Raw genomic sequence first — 21,744 nt, forward strand, 5'->3', positions numbered from 1 at the left:
GAGCAAAATTCCGGTCGCCAACAGCGGCGAAAGCTCAGGCTTTTCTTTTCCTAAATTTGAATAATGCAGCGTCAATGCGGTCGATGAGCTCAATCCTCCAAAAATACCGGTGAAGATAATGCCTTTTTCCGGGCCGGCAATTCGGATTGCGAAGTAGCCCAAAAATGAGATAGAGGAAATGAGTACCACCATCCACCAGACCTCAAAGGGATTGATGGCGTTCCATGGTCCAAGCTGCGTGTTTGGAAGAAAGGGGAGAAATACCACAGAAATAAGCAGCAGCTTTAAGCCTGCATCGAGTTCTTTTTCTTTTAGTTTTTTGAGTAGCCCATGTATTTCTTTTTTGTTGTCGAGAACAATCGCAACAATGACCGCCACAGCGGCTGCGACTTCAGGCTGACCCAGGCAAGCTAGGGCGCCCAGTCCAAAGGTAATCAGTGAACCAATGGTTGTTGTGATGCTTCTATCTTGCGTGACCTTCTGGGCATTTAAATAGGCGATCGCGAGCACAATTGCGACCGCGAAAAAGGATACGGCTAAAAAAATTGGCGAAAAGGCGATCGAGATCAAGGCGCTGATCGCGCCAAACATGGCAATTAGAATATGTGTTCTGATTCCGGCAACACGCCAACCATCTTTGTGGTGGCGATCTTTCCAGCCTCGCTGAATACCGATAATCGCGCCAAGACAAAATGCAACGCTCAAACCAATGAGGTCATCTGTTGCATTGATAAAGTTCTCCACGATTTAGACTATCTACTTTTGCTTGGCTTCAAAAGCGGCCATTTGCTCTGGCGTTGCAGGAAGTTGATGCTTCTCTTTCCATTCAGAGTAGGGCATGCCGTAAACAAACTCACGCGCAGCGTCATAGTCGATGTCGATGCCCTTTTCGGCCGCCGCTGCGGCATACCATTTTGATAGGCAGTTTCGGCAGAAGTCAGCGAGAATCATTAGATCGATGTTCTGCACCTCTTTATGCTCATCAAGGTGTTTTAGAAAACGGCGTAAAACAGCGGCTTCCAGTTCAGTTTGTGTGCTTTGATCGATCTTAGTATCCATGAATGCTCCTTATTGTTGATGCCGTGCAGTGTTGTCACTTGCGCTTGCCTTGTCAATACGCTGTCTTGTTGGAGTTGGGCAATAAGGGTATAACGGTACATCCAATTAATGACTGGCTACTAAAAGGATTTAGTATGGCGATTCATACTTGGCCCGAGGGAGAGCGGCCAAGAGAAAAACTCCTATCAAGAGGTGCAGCAGCGCTCAGTGACGCTGAGCTGCTCGCCATATTTCTGCGCACCGGTACCCGAGGACGCTCAGCTCTTGATTTGGCGCGAGACCTACTCCTGCACTTTGGTGATCTCAATAAGCTATTAAGTGCATCACTCGATGACTTTTGCAAAACCAAAGGCATGGGGTCGGCAAAGTATGCGCAGCTTCAGGCAAGCCTGGAGATGAGCAAACGCGTGTTTCGTGATGAGTTGAGAGAGTCGACAGTTATCTCTAACCCCGATGCGTGCAAGCGCTATGTGGTGCATGCCCTTGGGCAGCGTATGCATGAAACGTTTGCGGTCTTGTACTTGAATACGCAGCATGCCATTGTCGGATTCGATGAGCTATTTCAAGGCACGATTGATGCAGCCTCCGTTTATCCACGTGAAGTGGTCAGAGCTGTTTTGGCGAAAGGCGCAGCGGCGGTTATTTTGTGTCATAACCATCCTTCCGGATCAACCACTCCGAGCCAAGCGGATATTCAGATCACACGTCGCTTACAGGGCGCCCTTGAGTTAATTGATGTGCGGGTTCTCGATCATTTGATTGTTGCAGGTAACCAGACCGTGAGCTTTGCCGAAAGGGGGTTGATATAGACCATGGTCTAACGATAGACCTTTGTCTAATGGCGGTTGGAGGGTGGATCGAAAACAATGCATACATCCTCAATGTGTTCTGGAGATTAGAATGACCGCGCCACTTATAAACCCAAGAAGCTATATCAATGGTTTTGAACCAAACATCTCGGAAGAGCAATTTCCCGCGATGTATCAAGAATCCATTAACGACAACGAAGCGTTTTGGGCCAAGCAGGCAGAGCGTATTGATTGGATTAAGCCTTTCACCAAAACCAAAGATGTCTCGTTTGCAAAAGACAATCTGTACATAAAATGGTTTGAGGACGGCGAACTGAATGTGTGTGTCAACTGCGTTGATCGCCACTTGGCGGATAAGGCCGACCAGACTGCGATTATCTTCGAAGGCGATGAGCCAAGTTATTCCCGCAACATCACCTATCGAGAGCTACACCAAGAAGTTTGTAAGCTCGCAAATGCTTATGAAGAGCTCGGCGTGACGAAAGGTGATCGTGTCATTCTTTATATGCCGATGATTCCGGAAGCGGCCTACGCGATGCTGGCCTGCGCCCGTATTGGTGCAGTGCACTCTGTTGTTTTTGGTGGCTTTTCGGCTAGCGCGCTAGCAGACAGAATGGACGATTGCGAAGCGAAGCTTGTGGTGACTGCGACGGAAGGTAGTCGGGGTGGTAAAAAAGTACCACTAAAAGCCAGTGTGGATGACGCGCTAGAAATTTCGGTTCGCAAGTCGGTGAACAAAGTTCTTGTGGTTGAAACAACGCACGATCATGGTCATAACAAGCATGACTGGGATGTGGATTACGCGAGCTTTGTCGGCAAACAGTCTACCGAGCATGAAGCGGTTACGGTAAACGCAGAAGATCCTTTGTTTATCCTCTACACCTCGGGCTCTACCGGAAAACCCAAGGGGCTCCAGCACTCAAGCGGCGGCTATTTAACCTATGCTGCTACCACCTACTACTACACCTTCGACCACAAAGAAGGCGATGTGTATTGGTGTGCAGCTGACGTCGGCTGGATTACTGGCCACACCTATATTGTCTATGCGCCGCTAGCCAATGGTGCAACAACCTTGATGTACGAGGGTGTGCCTACTTACCCAGACTGCGGCCGTGTCGGGAAGATCATTGATAAGCACAAGGTGAATATTCTCTATATCGCACCGACAGCGATTCGCACTCTGATGGCCTCCGCGGATGAAGCCATTGCAGGGAGCACGCGTGACTCGTTACGTATTCTTGGTAGTGTCGGTGAGCCAATTAATCCAGAGGTATGGCGGTGGTTTCATACCATGTTTGGTAATGGTCAGGCACCCCTTGTGGATACCTGGTGGCAAACAGAAACCGGTGGCCACATGATGACCCCAATGCCTTATGCAACGACAGCAAAGCCGGGTTCTGCGTGTCAGGGTATGTTTGGTATTGAACCGCAATTAGTGGATACAAATAGCGATATTCTTGAAGGTACTGCAAGCGGTCACCTTGTTATTCTCGATTCATGGCCTGGCCAAGCGCGAACAATTTGGCGCGATCATGCCCGTTTTATTGAAACCTACTTTAGTCAGCATGAAGGCATGTACTTCACGGGCGATGGTGCTCGACGCGATGAAGATGGTTATTTTTGGATTACTGGACGTGTGGATGACGTACTTAATGTCTCTGGGCATAGACTTGGTACGGCGGAACTGGAAAGTGCATTGGTTTCGCACCCTGATGTGGCTGAGGCGGCTGTGGTTGGCTTTCCGCACGATATCAAAGGTGAAGCGATATACGTCTATGTGACACCCATGGCTGGAACCGAGCTAGCGCAAAACGCGACGGACTTATTGAAGCAACATGTGCGCGTTGAGATGGGGCCGGTTGCCACTCCGGATTGTATTCAATGGGTTGAAGCTCTCCCGAAGACCCGTTCGGGTAAAATTATGCGCCGAATTTTGCGTAAAATCGCCGCCAACGAGTTTGATAATTTGGGCGATACCTCTACCCTGAATGATCCAAGTGTGGTCGATGCCTTGATAGAGGGGCGCCAAGAGACATAGTCCGATTTCCGTGCCAGATACGGTAGCCTTTTCAGGGAGGAAAAGGCTATGCTTACGGCTATAGCAGTCGTGCTTTGAAGGACATAATAATGTATAAAATCCACATCGCGGATGACCACCCCCTTTTTCGAAATGCCTTATTGGGTGTGTTAAATACGCACCTACCTGAAGCAAGCATTACAGAATCCTCTGATCTCGAAAGTACCCTAAAAGCGCTGGATCAAAACTCCGATATTGATTTGTTATTGCTTGATCTGCATATGCCGGGCAGCCAGGATTTGTTTGGACTTGTCACAGTAAGAGAGCGTTTCCCGACCATCCCGCTTATCGTCATTTCTGCTCGCGAAGATACCGAAACGATTAGTCGGTGTGTGGGCCATGGATCAAGTGGCTTTATTCCAAAGTCTTCGTCGCCGACAACGATCAAAGAGGCCATTGAGCAGGTGATGGATGGCGAGGCTTGGGTGCCAGCGACAGTGCGCCAAAGTTTGCGCCGAATTGATAACGAAGAACGTGATCTCGCCGCAAAGGTCGCGGCCTTAACGCCGCAGCAATACCGTGTTTTGTGTTTTCTACGCGAAGGCTGGTTAAACAAGCAGATCGCCTACGAAATCGGCGTAACCGAGGCAACGGTGAAAGCACACATAACGGCGATATTTCGAAAACTGGGTGTCAGTAACCGAACGCAGGCAGTGATTACACTTGCTAAGCTTTCACTGGATGAACAGGCTATTCAAGAGGGGAGTTAGCCCTCTTATTGCGTGCCCCCTCATTTTTTTCTGCGCAATCGGCAGAGATTAGTCCTCCCAAAATGGCTTTTCGGCTTCCTTGTTCGCGTCATAGCGACTTAAACCAATATCGCTCAACATGCGATCATCAAGACGGGCAAGATGCGCACGCGTTTTGTGTCGTACTCGCCATGCGTTCAGTTTCGCTTTGAGTGCTTTCCATTTTTCTTCTAGATTAGTATTCAAGTAAAACTTACTTGTTGATAGCTGTATTGTTTTCATGGCTGTTCTCCTTTGTATATGTACAGCCCAATAATGCTGATCTATAACAAGTTCCGACAAATGACATTAATCGCGCTATAGTGAAGAAAAACTTATGCATTCTATGTCTGGAAGGGGTGAGGTGATGCGTTTGCCACCGCTAAGAGCATTACAGGCTTTTCGCCATGCAGGTACATATTTGAGCTTCAAACTTGCAGCGGAGCACTTGTATGTATCGCCAACGGCGATCAGTCAGCAGATCAAGCAGTTAGAGGACGCGTTGGGTGTCAAACTATTCAAGCGCAAGACGCGTGAAGTAGAGCTAACTGCACAGGGGCAGCAATTTCTTCATTATGTGAGCCGTGCGTTTCAGTCGCTTGAAGAAGGGGTCGCGCAATTTGGTGATGATCCAAACCCTTCTCGTTTGATATTGAGCTCTCTGCCCTCATTCTCAGCACGGTTTCTAATTCCAAGACTTGCCAGCTATCAGCGCGATAGCGGCGGCATAGCGGTTCATTTGCAGACTTCTCTTGCTCTCAGTCGATTTGAGGGGGAAGAGATTGATGCGGCTGTACGCCTCGGAAAAGGACGCTATCCAGGATTGGCGTCTCGCCACCTGATGGATGACTTTATCATCGCCGTCTGCCATCCGTCATTGATGTCAGATAAGAGCCCTGTTGAGCAGCAGCTATCGCGAATTCCCGTCTTGTTAGATAGCTCCGAGGACATGGGAGCGCTATGGCAGCGTTTTCAGGAAGCGAGTGGCGTAGTCTGTGGGCATGATGCATCGACCCTTCATGTTTCTGATGCGAGCATGTTGATCGAAGCAGTGTTAGCCGGGCAGGGCATTTCTTTGATGCGTTATAGCCTAGTGTATGAACTGCTCGAGAAAAAACTATTGTGCTGCCCGCTGCCTTACTATATCGAGTCTGAATACGCTCTGTATCTGGTCGCACCTGAATGGCACTTTAAACGAGTGAAAATTTCCAGTTTCGAGTCTTGGCTGCGTTCTGAATTGACAACGATTGAAGAAAGTTGGTCTGCATTTTGTACTGAGCGGTTTTCGATTATTCCCTTGCCGAGCTCTGCGGAATAATTTATTTTAACGCTATATTGGTGTTCTATATATCGTACGATCCGTGCATTAAATTGTACGGTATGGCAGTCGTAAGGTTCGACTTGGTTAGCGCAACGATAGATAAGCGATTTGGGAAATTGTTTATCTATCATTGAATTAGGTAAGTATTATGCATTATTCCAATCAAACACATCACTTTGTGGTTGTCGGCGGCGGAGCTGGCGGCTTGGAGCTAGCAACAAAGCTTGGCAATAAATTGGGCAAACGCAATAAGGCGCGTATTACCTTGGTGGATGCCGCGCTGACTCATGTGTGGAAGCCTTTACTACATGAAGTAGCGGCGGGCTCCTTAAACTCGGATGCCGCACAGGTCGACTTCCGAGTGCATGCGCAACAGCATTATTTTGAGTATCAGCCGGGCAGATTGACGGGACTGAATCGAGATCAAAAAACCATAACATTAGCACCGATAAAAAACTCGGCGGGTGAGACCGTGGTGGCTGAGCGTCATCTTTCGTATGACACTTTGGTATTGGCGGTGGGCAGCACGACCAACGACTTTGGGACCAAAGGTGCGGCAGAGTTTTGTCAGTTTCTTGATAGTCAGGAGCAGGCGAGGCGATTTCACCGAAATCTGTTGAATCGTTATCTTCAGGAAGAATTTGCGGATTCAAGCGAGCGCAATCTGCGGGTTGCCATCATTGGGGCTGGCGCGACAGGCGTGGAACTCGCTGCTGAGCTGAGATATGCCTCGCAGCAGCTCGAGTACTATGGTTTACATCATATTGGGCCTGACAATATTTCGATTTCGTTGATCGAAGCCGGAGAGCGCATTCTTCCAGCGTTGAAAGAGCGGCTTTCTTCAGCAGCATGTCGCGAACTCAAAAAATTGAATATAGAGGTACTTACCTCTAAGCCTGTGACGGAGATAACGGGGCAATCATTGCACTTTGCTGATGGCTCGGAGTTAGAGGCGGAGATCAAAGTATGGGCTGCAGGCATCAAAGCACCTACGTTTCTTTCAGAGCTTGATGGGCTCGAAACAAATCGAATTAACCAATTGAAGGTCGACGCGACTTTACGCACAACGCGAGATGACAGTATCTATGCGTTTGGTGATTGCGCTGAGTGCTGGCTTGAAGGTAACGAGCGGCCTGTTCCGCCTCGTGCGCAAGCGGCACATCAGCAAGCGAGCACGTTGTATAAAACGCTCATCGCGAAGTTAGAAGGCAAAGCAGCGCATCCGTTCGTTTACAAAGATCACGGTTCGCTCGTCTCGCTGAGTGATTACACCGCAGTCGGCAGTTTGATGGGTAATTTAAGCAAAGGCAGCATGATGGTAGAGGGTAAGTTGGCAAGATTGTTTTATGTCTCGCTTTATCGAATGCACCAATATGCGCTGCACGGTTTCTTCAAAACCGGCCTCATCTGGCTGAACGACAGGCTGATGAAAGCCATTCATTCAAGAATGAAGCTGCACTAGCTCACGATACTAAACGACAAATTGATTCACTTGGCCTTCAAGCGCTTCCACCTGAACGCTGATGGCTTGGCTCGCTTCGTCGGATCGATGTGCAGCCTGCGTCGTTTCGTCTGCGGCCATGGCGATTCGGTTGACGTTGCTGCTAATTTCGTTGGCAACCACGCTTTGTTGCTCTGACGCGGATGCGATCTCGATGGCTTTTTGCTGCAAGTTACTCATTAATCCGTTTAGAATTTCAAACTGTTGGTCTGCGCGCGAAAAGCTTTCCATTGAGTTGTTAACCTGATTATTCGCGCGTTCCATGGCACTCACCGCATCGTCACTGCCTCGTTGCAGGCGATCAATAATATCTTGGATCTCTTCTGTAGATTGTTGTGTTCGGCTAGCGAGCGTGCGTACTTCATCGGCAACAACCGCGAAGCCGCGGCCGCTTTCGCCTGCTCTTGCCGCTTCTATTGCCGCATTGAGGGCAAGTAGGTTAGTTTGCTCGGCGATTGTGCGAATGACTGTCAGCACAGTGCCGATTTCCTGACTATTCTGATTCACTGAGGTAATGACGCCACTCGCTTTTTGAATATCCTGCACCATTTGATCCAGCGCTTGTCGGGCGCTGCCAGAGAGTTGTGCTGTCGTATCCGTTTCAGTACTTGCTTGTCGCACGCCATCTGCGGTTTGCTGTATATTCTGTGTGACTTCTTGAACGCTTGACGACATCTCTTGGATTGAAGAGGAGACATGCTCTACCTCGGCTTTTTGAGACTGTATCGAGGCGGCTGTTTCTTGGCTGGCGGCAACTTGTTTCGAGAGTTGCTGACTGGTCTTCGAACTAGAATCCTTGATGTTGCTGATCAAGCCCTGCAAGCGCTCAAGAAACTTATTGAGCCCCTCTGCTGTATGCACGAGCTCGTCATTACCCGGGATATTCACGCGCTGGCTAAGATCCGCTTCGCCTTGGGTTAAGCCCCAAACGGCCTTGTTTAGTTTGTTGATCTTCATGATCATGCTGATGCCAATGATGGTAACCGTTAAGAGCAATAAGATAATGGTTGATAGAACGCTACTTCCGACAAGCGCCTGTGAAAGACTGCTCGTTTGGGTGTTAATTTGCTCTATCACAATGGCGTTCTCTGCGGCGATTTCTTCAGAAAGTGTCTGCATTGACTCATCGTAGTTGGTACTGAGGCTTTCCGATTGTTGGTTAATTACCCAAGCAACGGCCTCCTGACTATTTGCCACCGTTGTCTCAAACTCTTGTTTGATGGCGAGTTGTTCTGCCTCTAATTTACTGGCATCGATACCAATCCAAAGCTGCCCTATGACGGAGCCTTTCGGGGCGATGGGCGATTTCACCAGTATGACGCGCTCGTTCTTTTGAGCAGCATCAAGCGCTTTATTGACAGAGCCGCGGCCACTCCCTTCGCTAATGAGCTGTTTTACGAATGGGTCGCGTCTATCGACGTAGCGGGTCATTCTCTCCTCGTATTGGTCAAAAAACACCGCTAACACGATACTTTCCTGGGCATCCATCAGCTCGACGATTTCGGTGAGTCTTGGGATGTTCTGATCCCAAATCAACGGCGCGGAAAGTTCGCCAACCAAATTGGCCATCATCGAGATATTGTTGACTAAAAGTGCGCGACGCTTATCACCTATGGCTGTCGACTGGGTTTCCAATTGTTGCGCAAGCTGCTCACCCATTTGTTGCCGACTTTCGCGCTTCATCGTATCCAGTGCGCCCAAGAGTTCTTCTCGTACAGTCTCTTGCGCGATGGCCTGTTTTTCAAACGAGGTGTCTAGATGCGATCTTGCTTCTGCTTCCAGCTCTGATGCCTGATAGCTGATTAGCCATGCACTCGCTAAAACCTGCACAATGCCGGCGGCAAGCAATAAAAATAGCACTGGTCGTAACAAGCGGCTTTTGAAAACAAACGCGAACTTCTGCACAGAGTAATCCTCACAAAGTAATGTGCATTACTTTAGTCGAATTACGCGTTTTTGCTTTGTTTGGCGTTCTTATCTTAATAAGGTTGTGTGATTGAGACAGAAATACATTTGTGGATTCCGCCTCGGTTCATTAATGCCCCAGCGGGGGGCTTAATGTTCGTGAATATGCGTAAGCCAAGCTCTGAGTTTTGCCGGTTTGACTGGTTTACTTAAAAAATCAAAACCGCGCTGTCGCGCATTTATAGGGAGATCTGGGTCGGGCGCGGCCGAGATGATACATACAGGCAAATCCTCACCCCAGATGTCTCTCAGAGTTTCTGCAAGGGTCAGGCCGTTAAAGTGCTCATCGTTAAGTTGAAAATCCATGAGTAGGGCGTCGGGCGCGGAGTGCTGCTCGCTATACTCAATCGCCTCATTAGCGATTTGAATGCCCGTCATTTTACATTGCCAGCGATGAAGGAGTGCCTCCGTCGCACTAATGTTTTCTGCACCATCATCTACATAAACGATGCTCATGCCTGCAAGCTCATGTGTTGGAGCGATGGCATTGCTCTCGTCATTCTGGGTTTGTGGCGAAGCGATGGGCAGAGTGATTGAAAAGCTTGAACCTTTTTTAGTCACGGATTGTACTCGGATTTTATGGTCTAGTAGATCAGCCAATCGTTTGGCAACCGCTAAGCCGAGCCCGAGACCGGCTTGCTCAATTTGGGCCTGAGAGCGGAAGAAATCATTAAATACTTTTTCAAGATCATCTTTGGGGATGCCCGGGCCCGAATCGATAACGAAGAGCTCCACATGCGCATCGTGACGTCGACAGCCAACGATAATACGACCTTCCGCGGTGTACTTTACCGCGTTAGAAATAAAGTTCTGAACAATGCGCGAAAGCATTTTTTGGTCCGACAAGACGTGCACAGAGCTCGGGATATAGTGCAACGCAACCTCTTCCGGCAACTGCACCTGCGCCTCATCAATGAGCGATTTGAGAATCTGATCAAGCGGTACCGATGAGAGCTTCGGTTCTATGCTGTCGGTATCAATGCGCGCAATATCAAGCAACGATGAGATAATCGACTCTGCGCTGGCAATAGAATTGCTGATCTGTCGCACAATACGCGTATCACGACGTTCGTTTTGTGCTTCAAGCAGGGAGGTAACATAAAGCTGCGCGGCATTCAGTGGCTGCAAAATGTCGTGGCTGGCAAGAGCGAGAAAGCGAGACTTGGTCGCATTGGCTGTTTCTGCCTGCGACTTGGCTTCAAGAAGCGCGGTTTCCATGCCCTTTCTTAATTCGATCTCGTGTACCAAGTCTTGGTTGATGCGATTGATTTCTTCGGTGCGACTTTCGACGCGCTTTTCAAGGTTTTGATTGCTTAGCTCAAGTTCGTTTTGAATTCGAATGAAGTCACTAATGTCATCGTACGTCGTGACATAGCCGCCGTCTGGTAGCGGAGTACCTTTGATCTCGATCACTTGTCCGTCATGGTGCTCGCGCACAACGCGATAGGGTTTTCCGTTCTTAAGGTGCTCAAGACGTTTGTGGACAAGCAGTTCAATATCACCCGCACCGAGCAAGCCTCTGTGCGCATTAAACTGCACAAGCTCGGATACGGGAGTACCGATCTTCAGCATATTTTTTGGATAGTTGAACATTTCTTCGTAACGGCGGTTCCAAGCAACGATATTCAAATCGTCGTTTACGACGCTGATGCCGGAGGAGATATTCTCGAATGATGAGAACAGGATTTCCTGATTAAAACGCAGCGCTTTGGTGGTTTCGCCAAACATACTGACGACATCTTCAACTGCGATTTTATTGCCGCTACGAAGGCCATCAATCATTGCATTGGCAGACGCGACACCGGCGATGCCGGAAAGAGCACGACGAACCGTTTCGATTAATTCTTCGGGGCTTGTTTCTTCAGGGTTGATACTCTCGGGCTCGAAAATACGGTCCGCGATCCTCGCACCTGCAAATTGATTTGCCAGCTCTTTCAGATCACCAATTTTAATCGCGGAGTCGTTTTCGCCAACAGGCTTTTGTAATTCAATTTGGGTGAATGTCGAAGCCTGAATACGATCCGCTAAGGTGGTGCGATCGACTCTCGAAACTAGCCAAGTTACCGCGATGTTGATCCCTAGGCTTACCAGCACACTGCGGGTAAAGGCATCACTAAACTCAAACCCGAGAAAGAACTCCGGGCTGAGCCATTCGAAGCCATAAGGGCCTTGTGAGATATAGCTCTGAGCAACAAGGCCAATGTCGCTCATGATTGGGGTGATCAGCATGTATGCCCATACAAGCACGCCGCTGCCGAGGCCGGCATATACACCAATCGCGTTGCACCGCTTCCAGTAAAGCCCCATGAGTATTGCGGGCGCCAAATGTACCGAAAGCGCAAATGCAATCAGACCGATGCTGGTGAGAGCGGCATTTGAAGCGAGCAGTAATTGATAGAGGTAGGCCGCGAAAACTACAAAAATGACCATTCCGCGGCGTGCCAAAATCAAAAGCCGTGTGTAGTCACGAAAACGCTGTTGGCCGCTTTGTCGACGCATAATAAGTGGCAGGATGACATCGTTGGAGAGCATTTGGCTTAGCGTGATGGTCGCGACAATGATCATCGCGGTTGCCGCAGAAAACCCGCCGAGAAATGCAACTAAGGTAAGTATGTCAGACTCAAGATGGATCGGTATTGCGATCACGTAGGTATCGCTGGAAACATCCGTGCCAGCAAAAATCTGGTTGCCTGCCTGCGCAATTAGGTAGATACAGAATCCGATCGCGACGAGGTATAGCGGAAAGGTAAAGCGTGCGGTGCTCAGATGTGCCTTGGAGAGGCACTCTACAAAGGTGATTTGGAACATTCTTGGCAGACAAAAAATGGCGCAGGCAGCAAGGCCGGTTTCGACGAAAAAGCGTAAGCCCAGACGAGCTGGGGGCGGGTTTTCGTCGGGGCTAGGTAGAACGGAAGAAAAGCTCTGGTCGCTACTCAAAAAGTAAAAAGCAAAGGCGGCTACGAGTGCAAGAGCAAGCAACTTGACGATGGATTCGAAGGCGATGGCATTCATCAAGCCGCCATGGTAGCCGGAGATATCGAGCTGACTTGTGCCGAATAACAGTGCAAACAGAATCATTGCTGCTGCAATGAAGAACGTCAGATCCTGATTGCCTAGCGCATTCGTGCCAATAACCAAGCCAAGCGTGTCTGAGACAGCTTTAAGCTGCAAGGCGATATAGGGCACGGTTGCGAGTAATACAACGAGCGTGACAAATGCTGCGATACCCTGGCGTCGGCCATAACGCGAAGCGATGAAGTCGGCAATGTTATGAATATGCTCTTGCTTGCAAATTTGATAGATCTTCACGATGACCGGAAAGCCGATTGTGAATAAAAGAATCGGCCCGAGAAGGATGGGGATAAACTGCCAGGTTGAAACCGACGCCGTACCTACCAGTCCGTAAAACGTCCAAGAGGTGCAGTAAACACCAAGAGCAAGAGCATACACGAGTGGGTGACGAACCCAGCTATCGGCGACAAAGCGCACTCTATCGCCTCTGCGAGCAAGCCAAAACAATAAGGCAATATAGGAGATGATGGCCAGAGTAATGGTGGCTGGTGACATATCTTTACGACCAAATAAATAAAGAGTGAATGCTTATTTTTATGAGTATATCTGCTCCTACTTTAGTCGACCCTTAGACCAAAGTCTTGGTCTCAAACTGGACAAATGTTGATAGATTCGAATGAGCCCTGCAATTTCGCAGGTCCGTTCATGTGTTCAGCAACCCGGAGAAGGCTTATGAAGAAAGAACACGAATCGGCATATTGGAGCTACAACATATCGCTAATGATCAAGTTATTGGTGGTGTGGTTTGTTGTTTCATTTGTATGCGGAATTCTTCTTGTAGATGTCCTCAACCAAGTTCAAATTGGTGGCTACAAGTTAGGTTTTTGGTTCGCGCAACAAGGCGCTATGTACACGTTTGTGGTACTGGTGTTTTATTACGCGAAAAAAATGGCAGCGCTAGATCGCGAACATGGCGTAGACGAGTAGGAGCAAGGCAATGGAACTTCAAACCCTTACCTACATCGTTGTAGGTTTAACTTTTGCGACCTATATCGGTGTCGCATTCTGGGCCAGAGCAGGCTCAACAAAAGAATTCTATGTAGCGGGCGGTGGTATTAACCCTGTCGCAAACGGAATGGCAACCGCAGCTGACTGGATGTCTGCCGCGTCGTTTATATCCATGGCTGGTTTGATCGCTTTCTATGGATATGGTGGTTCGGTATTCCTTATGGGCTGGACAGGTGGTTATGTGTTGTTAGCGATGTGTCTAGCACCCTACCTTCGCAAGTTTGGTAAGTTCACTGTGCCGGAGTTTATCGGTGATCGCTATTACTCGAAGACGGCGCGGATTGTTGCGGTTGTTTGTTTGATTGTAGCGTCTGTGACTTACGTTATCGGCCAGATGAAAGGCATTGGTGTTGCATTTTCTCGCTTCCTTGAAGTGGACTACAACACGGGTCTTTTAACAGGCATGGGGATTGTATTCTTCTACGCTGTAATGGGCGGCATGAAGGGCATCACTTATACGCAGATCGTTCAGTATGTGGTGTTGATTTTTGCGTATACGATTCCAGCGATTTTTATCTCTCTGAATCTGACAGGTAACCCGATTCCACAACTTGGGCTTGGTAGCACTCTGGTCGGCTCCGACACCTACCTGCTAGATAAACTCGATATGGTTGTGACGGAACTTGGCTTTGCTGAGTACACCACGCAAGCACGTCTGAGCACCTTAAACATGTTCGTATACACCATGTCTTTGATGATTGGTACGGCGGGTCTTCCGCACGTAATCATTCGTTTCTTCACGGTGCCGAAAGTGAGAGATGCGCGTACCTCAGCGGGCTGGGCATTGGTCTTCATTGCGATTCTATACACGACAGCACCTGCTGTTGCGGCTATGGCGCGTTTGAATCTTATGACCACGATTGATCAGCCTGAGCAAGCTGAAAATCTTGCGTATGTAGACCGTCCTACCTGGTTCAAAAACTGGGAAACAACAGGTCTGTTGGAGTTCGAAGATAAGAACGGCGATGGCCTGATTCAGTACACAGCGGACAAAGAAACCAACGAAATGGTGAAAGTTGACCGCGACATCATGGTTCTAGCGAACCCTGAGATTGCGAAACTTCCTAACTGGGTGATTGCCCTGGTTGCAGCTGGTGGTTTGGCTGCGGCGCTTTCAACAGCCGCAGGCTTGTTGCTGGCGATCTCCTCGGCGATATCACACGACTTGCTGAAAGGCGTCTTAAAACCGGATATCACAGAGAAGGGTGAGTTGATGGCGAGTCGGATTGCCATGGCCTTTGCGATCGCAGGTGCCGGTTATCTCGGCTTCAATCCGCCCGACTTTGCAGCAGGCACGGTTGCACTGGCCTTTGGTTTGGCTGCCTCGTCTATCTTCCCTGTGTTGATGATGGGTATCTTCAGCAAGACAGTAACGAAGGAAGGTGCGATCGCTGGTATGGTCGCAGGTATCGGTGTTACCTTGCTGTATGTATTCCAGCACAAAGGCATCATGTTCATCGCAAGTACGTCGTTCTTGGGTGACATGGATCCAAACTGGTTCTTCGGAATCGAGCCAAACGCATTTGGTGCGATTGGTGCGGTGGTGAACTTCCTCGTTGCTTTCGGTGTTTCTAAGGTGAGCGCAGAAGTTCCACAAGATGTTCAGGATATGGTTGAGCATATCCGTATGCCCGGTGGTGAAACCCAAGCGCAGGCTCACTAAGCCTGAATAAGTTTCACCGCACTTGCCAGGGAGACACACCCTCCCTGGCTCTTTTTTGGAGTGTTAGATGTTCAAAAATAAACATGTTCTTGTTGCCATGATTGTTGCACCGATTCTCGCTGTGGTGGCTTATTTCGCAACGGATTACATCGTTGGTGAAAGCCCGGTCGCGGTGGAAGCGGGACAAAGCTACCCTCTTGTCGCACGTTCAAATTGCCGTTATGCGAGTGGCGTGTGTACTTTGGTGAATGGGGATCTCGAGATCAAACTCAGCTTGGCCAAAGAGGTTGATGGTGGGCAAGTATTGAATGTTTATTCAAATCAAAAGCTCGAGGGCATCAGGCTCGCATTGACGCAAGCTGAACAGGAATTCCCTCAGGTGCAACTCGTTCAAAGTAGTTCAGACAAAAACAATTGGCATGCCGACATGAACAACATGCCGCAACAGATTGATTCCTTGCGACTTGCGATGCAGAGCGCGGGAGCTGTTTTTTATGCCAGTGTTGGTACGGATTTTTTTGTTCATGATGCACGGTATCCGGAGCCAATCGTAAACTAATTTCTTGGAAAAACTGTGTTATGACAGTCACCACGCAAGACGATCAGAAGCTGTTTGTTTCCCAGTGCCCCCCGTTTAACCATCTCAGCGAAGAAGCGTTAGATCGCGCGCTTAAACAACTCAAGATTGGCCACGAAAAAGCGGGTGTATCTCTATCTATGGCACGCTATTCAGGCATCGTGCTTATCCGAAGTGGCAGTCTTGAATTGCGCGATGAATCCAATAGTTTGATCGATAAAATGTCGGCAACGAACTGTTTCCTATTTACCGAGCGCGCGGTGAATCAAGTGGCCTCGGCACATTGTCTTGAAGACTGCCTGCTTTATTTTTTCCCGATCACCATACTTGACGATCTTGGCGATGAACGCGCGACAATCGATGACTTTTTTCACGCGACTGAGCATGCTCGGCTCAGCAGGGTGCTTGATAGCAGAGAGCGGAACTATTGCCTTAATCAGCGCGTAGCAGAACTGATGGTGAATGACCCGATCCGGGTTCAGGCTGACGAATCAATTCGTGCAGCGGCTCAGCGGATGTCCGAGGCAAAAATTTCCTCATTGATCGTGGTTGCTGATGGAGAGCTTGCAGGTATTGTGACGGACCGGGATCTAAGGTCGCGTGTGCTAGCGGCAGGCGTGGATCCGAATAAACCGATTAGTGAGGTCATGACCTCTAGTCCGAAAACTATTCGCCGCTCACAGACAGTCTACGAAGCACAGTTGCTGATGATGACGGAGAATATTCATCACCTCCCAGTAATGAGCGGTTCAGCACCGGTGGGCATTATCACACTCAATGATTTTGTTCGTGCCCAAAACTCAGAGCCCATTTATCTGATCCACGCAATTAATCGATCTAAAACCGTTGAGCAAATAGAAGAACGCTGCAAAGCGCTGCCTGAGTTGATTGATAAGATGATTCGCGCCAATGTGCGGGCACATGAGATAGGCCGCATTATCACCTCGATAACCGATGCGGTAACAAAGCAGCTTATTTTCCTAGCTCGCAAAGAGTGCGGTGAATTGCCATGCCAATACGCGTGGGTCGTTTTTGGCTCTCAGGCACGTGCCGATCAGATGTTGGGTTCGGATCAGGACAATGGTCTGATCCTTGAGCGAGAACTAACCCAGACTGAAAGCATTCAGGTTGAAAGCTTCGCGCGTTTTGTGAATGACGGGCTAGATAAGAGCGGCTTAAAGTACTGCCCTGGCGGTATCATGGCGATGAACGAAAAGTGGTGTCAGCCGCTAAGTGTCTGGAAAAATTACTTCGCGCACTGGATTGTTGAGCCCGATCCCAAGGCGTTAATGCACGCGAGTATTTTTTACGATATACGCCATGTCGATGGCGATGGTACGTTGACGCAGGGCTTAAAAGAATTTGTTGCAAGGGATGCAACAAAGAATTCGATATTTCATGCCCGCATGGCTGAGAACACCCTTCAAAGCACGCCTCCGCTTGGCTTTTTTAAACAGTTTGTACTGGAGAAAGATGGCAACCATCGTGCAGTGTTGGATCTCAAACATCGTGGTACTGTGCCGATTGTTGCGATGGCGCGTTTATATTGCTTGGCTGAAGGGATTACAGCAGTGAATACTGTGGATCGTTTAAAGGCATTGGAGAAGCAAAAGATCATCTCTTCTGAGCAGTCGCGTAACTTGTGTGATGCGCATGAATTTATTGCAGGTTTGCGACTTGAGAATCAAAGCAGGCAGATCCAGCAGTCAGAGGCCGTGTCGAATAACTTGGATCCGAAAACACTATCTCCCCTTGTCAGACATCAATTAAAAGACGCGTTTGCCGTTGTTGCCGAGAGCCAGCGTTCTCTGAAAATGCGGTTCGGCCATGGCACTATCTAGGTTTCTAAAGCAGCTTAGATGGCGCAAAAAAATTACGGCGTCTGGACCGCTTAGCCGTTTGTATGAACAGCCGGCTTGGTCGTCGCGAACGCCTTTCTCTGAGCTAAAGATTCTTGCTGTTGATTGCGAAATGACAGGGCTGAACCCAAAACAAGATGCGTTATTGAGTATCGGATGGGTCGTGATTCAGAATGGCTTTATTGAGTATTCGAGCGGTCGACATGTGTTGTGTCATGCCACAGAGGACGTTGGAGAAAGCGTGACGATTCATGGTCTGAGTGATCGACAGATCGCCGGAGCTTCTAGCGTGTCACAAGCATTAAGTTTGCTGATGAAGGATTTGAGTGATTCCGTGGCTGTTTTTCATCACGCACATCTTGATGTCGAGTTTCTTCAGCGAGCGGCCGAGAGCTCTTTTGGTTGCCCCTTATCCTTTCAGTACATCGATACGATGGCGATTGAAAAGCGTCGTTTAGATCGACAGGGTAGGGCCGGTAGCTTGCAGCTAGGGTTGTGTCGTGATCGTTATGCGTTGCCACACTCTCACGCGCACAATGCGCTCAGCGATGCCATCGCAACAGCAGAGTTGCTGATTGCCCAAATTACGGCGATGGATGGTATGAAGACGAGCTATGGCCAGCTTGGTTCGCGTTGGTCGTGAGCTTCGTTGTTAGAATTCATCACCAAAAAAAGGATCTTTGTTGGCGACAGGTTCTGAGGTTTGAAGCTCTTTCAATGCCTTTTCGCGTTGCTGGCTTTTAACCATGGCTTCGTCTAACTGTTCACTGTAAAGCTCAAGCCAAGATCTGGAGCCAGGAACCATGTGCGCCAAATCATAAATGGACGAGCGAACGGTATCCATGAACTTTTGTTTTGCTTGCTCTTGCTCTACCAGAATGCGCTGAATGGTGGCGTTAGAAGAGTTCTCGATTTTGTTATCGAGTGTCTTAAGCTGACTGCTGAGTTCTGCGAGGCGAATATCGTACTGTTCGAGAAGCTCGGCCTGGCCCTCTAAGGTCTGTATTGTTTCGGTATTATTTGATGGGCCTGAGTTCGCACTTACTCCGCCAAAGTAGTGCATCATGAATGCGGTAATTGAGGCAGAGAGCGTGACAATGAGTATCAGTGCGATAGACATTAGGACGATGCGGTTTTTACCCACTTTACCTTCTAGGGCATCAAGCCGTTGCTCTGGTGTCAACGTGATTTCCGCTTGTTTGTCTTCTTGCTCTGTACTCATAGCTGTCCTGCTGTTTGGCCATCTCTGGCAAGGTATGTGGCAACTTACTTTAAGGTAAGTGTAGACGGGATATAAAAAACAGCTAATGCAGGCGGTGTGGCCTAGGCAGAGCCAGTAAGCAGGTTATATTTTGCCATTAGCTGTTCTTGCGTTTCTTTATGCGCCGGATCGAGCGGGATGCAGTCTACGGGACAAACCTGCTGGCACTGCGGCTCATCATAATGTCCGACACACTCGGTGCATTTGCTCGGTTCAATCTCGTAGATTTCTTCGCCTGGAGAGATTGCCTCGTTTGGGCATTCAGGCTCACACACGTCACAATTAATGCAGTCATCAGTGATGATTAGTGCCATGGGTACTTCCTATTTCTTGCGTGATCAAATTAGTGGTTTTTGAAGTGTGATTTAAGAGCGTCCGACACCACGGGATGAACGAACTCATCGACATTCCCACCCAATACTGCGATCTCACGAATAAGTGTCGATGAGATGTACGATAAGTGATTGTCTGGGGTCAGGAATATGCTTTCTGCTTGAGGAACTAGTCTGCGATTCATATCAGCAAGCTGAAATTCATACTCAAAGTCGGATACGGCGCGTAATCCGCGAAGGATCACGTTGCCCTCATGTTCGCGAACAAATTCGGCGAGAAGATTCTCAAAGCCAACGACTTCAATATTATCGATATGCGAGAGGACTTCTTGCGCGAGAGCAACGCGTTGCTCTAAAGGAAACAGCGGTCGCTTCTTGGGGCTAGCCGCAACAGCGATAATAATTTTGTCGAAAACACGCGTAGCGCGTTCGACGAGATTAGTGTGACCGTTGGTAATTGGATCAAACGTGCCCGGATAGATAACCGTTGTCATGCATTCGCCTCTGAGGGAAGTCATTATTAAGGGCCGCGATGAAGAGCGGCAAGTCCGCTTTTTGTGCCGGATTTAATCAAGGCTGAATAGTAAACAAATAAAGGCGTAGTGACAATGTGGTGGCAAAGACTGGGCGGGGAAAATGGGCGCTCAAGCGAGCGCCCGAAAAAGCCTAGCGCATGAAAATTGAGAAGATCAATTTATGGATGGCTGTACCGTAAGGAGGGTAAGCAAACTTGGTGCTATTAATCTTACCTTTCGCAAAAATTGGCTTTTTATGAGAGAAGGTATGAAAACCTTCTTCACCGTGATAAGCGCCCATGCCGGATTCGCCAACGCCGCCAAAATGGAGATCTTCCTGCGCAAAGTGAGAAAGTGTGTCGTTAAGACAGACGCCACCTGAGCGAACGTGATCAAGGACAAAGTTTTGTTCGTCTTTATCGTGGCCAAAGTAGTAAAGCGCCAGCGGAGAAGGTCGGTCATTTACAAAGTCGACCGCATCTTCAACTGATTTCACGCCAATGATTGGAAGTACAGGGCCAAAAATCTCATCCTGCATGCAAAGCATATCTTCTGTAGGATTCAGGACAAGATGGATCGGCATTTTACGCGTTCCGTCAGCCATGTCTTCGCCAGCGTGGTTACACATCACAACCGTTGCGCCTTTTTCTTCTGCATCTGCCACATAACTCTGCAAACGCTTGTATTGGCGATCATTAATAACGGACGTAAAGTCATTGTTATGTTTGAGCGTTGGGTACATTTCCGCAAAGTAGCGTTGGAAGCGTTCAACAAATGCTTCAATGCGATGTTCCGGGCAAAGGATATAGTCCGGTGCGATGCACGTTTGGCCTGCATTAAATGCTTTTCCGAAAACGATAGGCTTGACGGCTTCGTCTATATCGACTGTTTCCGAAATGATGGTTGGAGATTTACCGCCAAGTTCAAGCGTGACTGGAGTCAAGTTTGCAGAAGCTGCGCGCATCACGTGACGCCCTACACTCGTAGAGCCAGTAAACAGCAAATGGTTCCAAGGGATGTCTGAGAACTCGACAGCAACGTCGGCCTCTCCGTTGATCACTGCGACCAGATTCTCAGGGAATATTTTTCCGACTAATTCTTCAACATAGGCCGACGTCACGGGTGTGAATTCAGACATCTTGATCATTGTGCGATTGCCTGCGGCGAGCGCAGAGACGAGCGGCCCCAGAGAGAGTGATATGGTGTAATTCCAAGGAGCAATGATGCCGACAACGCCGAGTGGCTGATATTGCACTCGGGTGCTTGCTGGCATGAATAGCGCAGATACTTTCTTTTTGTCTGACTGCATCCAGCTCTTTAGATTTTTGATGGTGTAATCAATGGTGTGCAAGACCGGCATAATTTCGGCTAGACGGGTTTCATCTGCTGAACGGCCATCGAAATCTTCGGATATTTTCGCGATAAAGGTTTCTTGGTTATCTAGGAGGGCCTGGCGTAGTTTTTTAAGGTTCGCGATACGCTCTTCATAACTTGGCATCGGATTACGACGAAACGCCTGAAGTTGTTCTTGATAGATGTTCTTCATCTTCTTGATTTGGGACTTACTTTCAGAAATTTGAACTACGTCAGCAACCATGTTGGTTTCCTCCGGTTTTGCGGCGCCTATGCGCGCTTTTTATCTTTTGGGGACTGCAAAATATCAAATTAGAGTATATACTCTAACAAGTCAATGCGCTTGCCGGAATTATCACGTATTGGGTTTTTAGTATGTAGCCAGCGGGCTCTGAGCCTGTTGCTGTATGCGTTAGAGATAGTAAGAGTAAGGATCTACAGCGACCATAATGAAGACAAAAGAACGTATTATTCTGGAGAGTCTCGATCTGTTTAATGAGCGGGGCGAAAGGAATGTTTCAACCAATCATATCGCTGCACACCTCAATATGTCGCCTGGTAATTTGTATTACCACTTCCGCAACAAAAACGAGATTATTTATCAGATCTTCAAAAACTATGAGTTGATGGTCGATACGTACTTG

Annotated in this window: 20 protein-coding genes; 11 read left to right on the forward strand and 9 right to left on the reverse strand. The window is 48.6% G+C overall.

All coding sequences use genetic code 11. The features are described 5' to 3' along the window. Positions 1-744, reverse strand: a 744-nt coding sequence (locus A3750_RS12405) for an MgtC/SapB family protein (protein WP_156498560.1), incomplete at its 3' end; no start/stop codon positions are given. 12 nt (positions 745-756) lie between these two features. Continuing rightward, the gene (locus A3750_RS12410) at positions 757-1,059 is read right to left on the reverse strand and encodes a DUF1244 domain-containing protein (RefSeq protein ID WP_197466312.1); all 303 of its coding nucleotides are present in this window, start codon (positions 1,057-1,059) and stop codon (positions 757-759) included. Between the two features lie 134 nt (positions 1,060-1,193). On the opposite strand from A3750_RS12410, the gene radC reads away from it, so the two are divergent. From radC to A3750_RS12425, 3 genes are all read left to right on the forward strand, one after another. After that, on the forward strand, positions 1,194-1,868 hold the full coding sequence (gene radC / locus A3750_RS12415; protein WP_068456454.1) for a DNA repair protein RadC: 675 nt from the start codon (positions 1,194-1,196) through the stop codon (positions 1,866-1,868). 91 nt (positions 1,869-1,959) lie between these two features. Continuing rightward, the gene (gene acs / locus A3750_RS12420) at positions 1,960-3,906 is read left to right on the forward strand and encodes an acetate--CoA ligase (protein WP_068456442.1); all 1,947 of its coding nucleotides are present in this window, start codon (positions 1,960-1,962) and stop codon (positions 3,904-3,906) included. Between the two features lie 89 nt (positions 3,907-3,995). After that, positions 3,996-4,655 (forward strand): response regulator, encoded by a 660-nt coding sequence (locus A3750_RS12425; protein ID WP_068456439.1) that lies wholly within the window; start codon positions 3,996-3,998, stop codon positions 4,653-4,655. 48 nt (positions 4,656-4,703) lie between these two features. Here the strand turns inward: A3750_RS12425 and A3750_RS12430 are convergent, their stop codons facing one another. Beyond that, on the reverse strand, positions 4,704-4,916 hold the full coding sequence (locus A3750_RS12430; protein ID WP_068456436.1) for a DUF1127 domain-containing protein: 213 nt from the start codon (positions 4,914-4,916) through the stop codon (positions 4,704-4,706). Between the two features lie 94 nt (positions 4,917-5,010). Between A3750_RS12430 and A3750_RS12435 the strand changes: the two genes are divergently transcribed. Then, a complete protein-coding gene (locus tag A3750_RS12435; protein ID WP_082863229.1) occupies positions 5,011-5,991 on the forward strand; it encodes a LysR substrate-binding domain-containing protein in 981 nt (326 codons plus the stop codon). Positions 5,992-6,142: 151 nt separating this feature from the next. Beyond that, on the forward strand, positions 6,143-7,456 hold the full coding sequence (locus tag A3750_RS12440) for an NAD(P)/FAD-dependent oxidoreductase (RefSeq protein WP_068465808.1): 1,314 nt from the start codon (positions 6,143-6,145) through the stop codon (positions 7,454-7,456). Positions 7,457-7,465: 9 nt separating this feature from the next. Here A3750_RS12440 and A3750_RS12445 read toward each other — a convergent pair whose 3' ends face one another. Then, positions 7,466-9,400 (reverse strand): methyl-accepting chemotaxis protein, encoded by a 1,935-nt coding sequence (locus A3750_RS12445; RefSeq protein WP_068458767.1) that lies wholly within the window; start codon positions 9,398-9,400, stop codon positions 7,466-7,468. Positions 9,401-9,550: 150 nt separating this feature from the next. Further along, positions 9,551-13,027, reverse strand: coding sequence for a PAS domain-containing hybrid sensor histidine kinase/response regulator (locus tag A3750_RS12450; RefSeq protein WP_068458768.1), 3,477 nt, complete (start codon positions 13,025-13,027; stop codon positions 9,551-9,553). A 177-nt stretch (positions 13,028-13,204) separates the two neighbouring features. On the opposite strand from A3750_RS12450, the gene A3750_RS12455 reads away from it, so the two are divergent. The 5 genes from A3750_RS12455 to A3750_RS12475 all read left to right on the forward strand — a co-directional run bounded on the left by A3750_RS12455 (position 13,205) and on the right by A3750_RS12475 (position 18,282). Then, complete coding sequence (locus A3750_RS12455) at positions 13,205-13,459, forward strand: DUF4212 domain-containing protein (RefSeq protein ID WP_068458769.1); 255 nt, start codon at positions 13,205-13,207, stop codon at positions 13,457-13,459. Between the two features lie 10 nt (positions 13,460-13,469). After that, positions 13,470-15,203, forward strand: a complete 1,734-nt coding sequence (locus A3750_RS12460; protein ID WP_068458770.1) for a sodium:solute symporter family protein — start codon at positions 13,470-13,472, stop codon at positions 15,201-15,203. Between the two features lie 67 nt (positions 15,204-15,270). After that, positions 15,271-15,762 carry a hypothetical protein gene (locus A3750_RS12465; protein ID WP_068458771.1) on the forward strand — a complete coding sequence of 164 codons (492 nt, stop codon included), beginning with the start codon at positions 15,271-15,273 and terminating at the stop codon, positions 15,760-15,762. Between the two features lie 20 nt (positions 15,763-15,782). After that, positions 15,783-17,621, forward strand: a complete 1,839-nt coding sequence (locus tag A3750_RS12470; protein ID WP_068458772.1) for a putative nucleotidyltransferase substrate binding domain-containing protein — start codon at positions 15,783-15,785, stop codon at positions 17,619-17,621. After that, positions 17,608-18,282 (forward strand): exonuclease domain-containing protein, encoded by a 675-nt coding sequence (locus A3750_RS12475; RefSeq protein ID WP_068463685.1) that lies wholly within the window; start codon positions 17,608-17,610, stop codon positions 18,280-18,282. Before A3750_RS12470 ends, A3750_RS12475 begins: the two co-directional genes overlap by 14 nt. A 9-nt stretch (positions 18,283-18,291) precedes the next feature. Here A3750_RS12475 and A3750_RS12480 read toward each other — a convergent pair whose 3' ends face one another. The 4 genes from A3750_RS12480 to A3750_RS12495 all read right to left on the reverse strand — a co-directional run bounded on the left by A3750_RS12480 (position 18,292) and on the right by A3750_RS12495 (position 21,344). Next, positions 18,292-18,861, reverse strand: a complete 570-nt coding sequence (locus A3750_RS12480) for a hypothetical protein (RefSeq protein WP_068453059.1) — start codon at positions 18,859-18,861, stop codon at positions 18,292-18,294. 101 nt (positions 18,862-18,962) lie between these two features. Next, the gene (locus tag A3750_RS12485; RefSeq protein WP_068453056.1) at positions 18,963-19,214 is read right to left on the reverse strand and encodes a YfhL family 4Fe-4S dicluster ferredoxin; all 252 of its coding nucleotides are present in this window, start codon (positions 19,212-19,214) and stop codon (positions 18,963-18,965) included. Between the two features lie 29 nt (positions 19,215-19,243). Further along, on the reverse strand, positions 19,244-19,726 hold the full coding sequence (coaD, locus tag A3750_RS12490) for a pantetheine-phosphate adenylyltransferase (protein ID WP_068453053.1): 483 nt from the start codon (positions 19,724-19,726) through the stop codon (positions 19,244-19,246). A 172-nt stretch (positions 19,727-19,898) separates the two neighbouring features. Then, positions 19,899-21,344, reverse strand: coding sequence for a coniferyl aldehyde dehydrogenase (locus tag A3750_RS12495; RefSeq protein ID WP_068453050.1), 1,446 nt, complete (start codon positions 21,342-21,344; stop codon positions 19,899-19,901). Between the two features lie 205 nt (positions 21,345-21,549). On the opposite strand from A3750_RS12495, the gene A3750_RS12500 reads away from it, so the two are divergent. Continuing rightward, positions 21,550-21,744, forward strand: a 195-nt coding sequence (locus tag A3750_RS12500) for a TetR/AcrR family transcriptional regulator (RefSeq protein WP_156498561.1), incomplete at its 3' end; no start/stop codon positions are given.

Source organism: Oleiphilus sp. HI0079, assembly GCF_001635105.1.

Excerpts from the sequence above, each read along its gene's own strand:
- A3750_RS12495 (WP_068453050.1), bottom strand. The coding sequence starts at position 21,344 with ATGGTTGCTGACGTAGTTCAAATTTCTGAAAGTAAGTCCCAAATCAAG.
- A3750_RS12440 (WP_068465808.1), top strand. The coding sequence starts at position 6,143 with ATGCATTATTCCAATCAAACACATCACTTTGTGGTTGTCGGCGGCGGA.
- radC (WP_068456454.1), top strand. The coding sequence starts at position 1,194 with ATGGCGATTCATACTTGGCCCGAGGGAGAGCGGCCAAGAGAAAAACTC.
- A3750_RS12465 (WP_068458771.1), top strand. The coding sequence starts at position 15,271 with ATGTTCAAAAATAAACATGTTCTTGTTGCCATGATTGTTGCACCGATT.
- A3750_RS12485 (WP_068453056.1), bottom strand. The coding sequence starts at position 19,214 with ATGGCACTAATCATCACTGATGACTGCATTAATTGTGACGTGTGTGAG.
- A3750_RS12475 (WP_068463685.1), top strand. The coding sequence starts at position 17,608 with ATGGCACTATCTAGGTTTCTAAAGCAGCTTAGATGGCGCAAAAAAATT.
- A3750_RS12460 (WP_068458770.1), top strand. The coding sequence starts at position 13,470 with ATGGAACTTCAAACCCTTACCTACATCGTTGTAGGTTTAACTTTTGCG.
- A3750_RS12430 (WP_068456436.1), bottom strand. The coding sequence starts at position 4,916 with ATGAAAACAATACAGCTATCAACAAGTAAGTTTTACTTGAATACTAAT.
- A3750_RS12470 (WP_068458772.1), top strand. The coding sequence starts at position 15,783 with ATGACAGTCACCACGCAAGACGATCAGAAGCTGTTTGTTTCCCAGTGC.
- A3750_RS12455 (WP_068458769.1), top strand. The coding sequence starts at position 13,205 with ATGAAGAAAGAACACGAATCGGCATATTGGAGCTACAACATATCGCTA.
- A3750_RS12450 (WP_068458768.1), bottom strand. The coding sequence starts at position 13,027 with ATGTCACCAGCCACCATTACTCTGGCCATCATCTCCTATATTGCCTTA.
- coaD (WP_068453053.1), bottom strand. The coding sequence starts at position 19,726 with ATGACAACGGTTATCTATCCGGGCACGTTTGATCCAATTACCAACGGT.
- A3750_RS12410 (WP_197466312.1), bottom strand. The coding sequence starts at position 1,059 with ATGGATACTAAGATCGATCAAAGCACACAAACTGAACTGGAAGCCGCT.
- A3750_RS12480 (WP_068453059.1), bottom strand. The coding sequence starts at position 18,861 with ATGAGTACAGAGCAAGAAGACAAACAAGCGGAAATCACGTTGACACCA.
- A3750_RS12425 (WP_068456439.1), top strand. The coding sequence starts at position 3,996 with ATGTATAAAATCCACATCGCGGATGACCACCCCCTTTTTCGAAATGCC.
- acs (WP_068456442.1), top strand. The coding sequence starts at position 1,960 with ATGACCGCGCCACTTATAAACCCAAGAAGCTATATCAATGGTTTTGAA.
- A3750_RS12435 (WP_082863229.1), top strand. The coding sequence starts at position 5,011 with ATGCATTCTATGTCTGGAAGGGGTGAGGTGATGCGTTTGCCACCGCTA.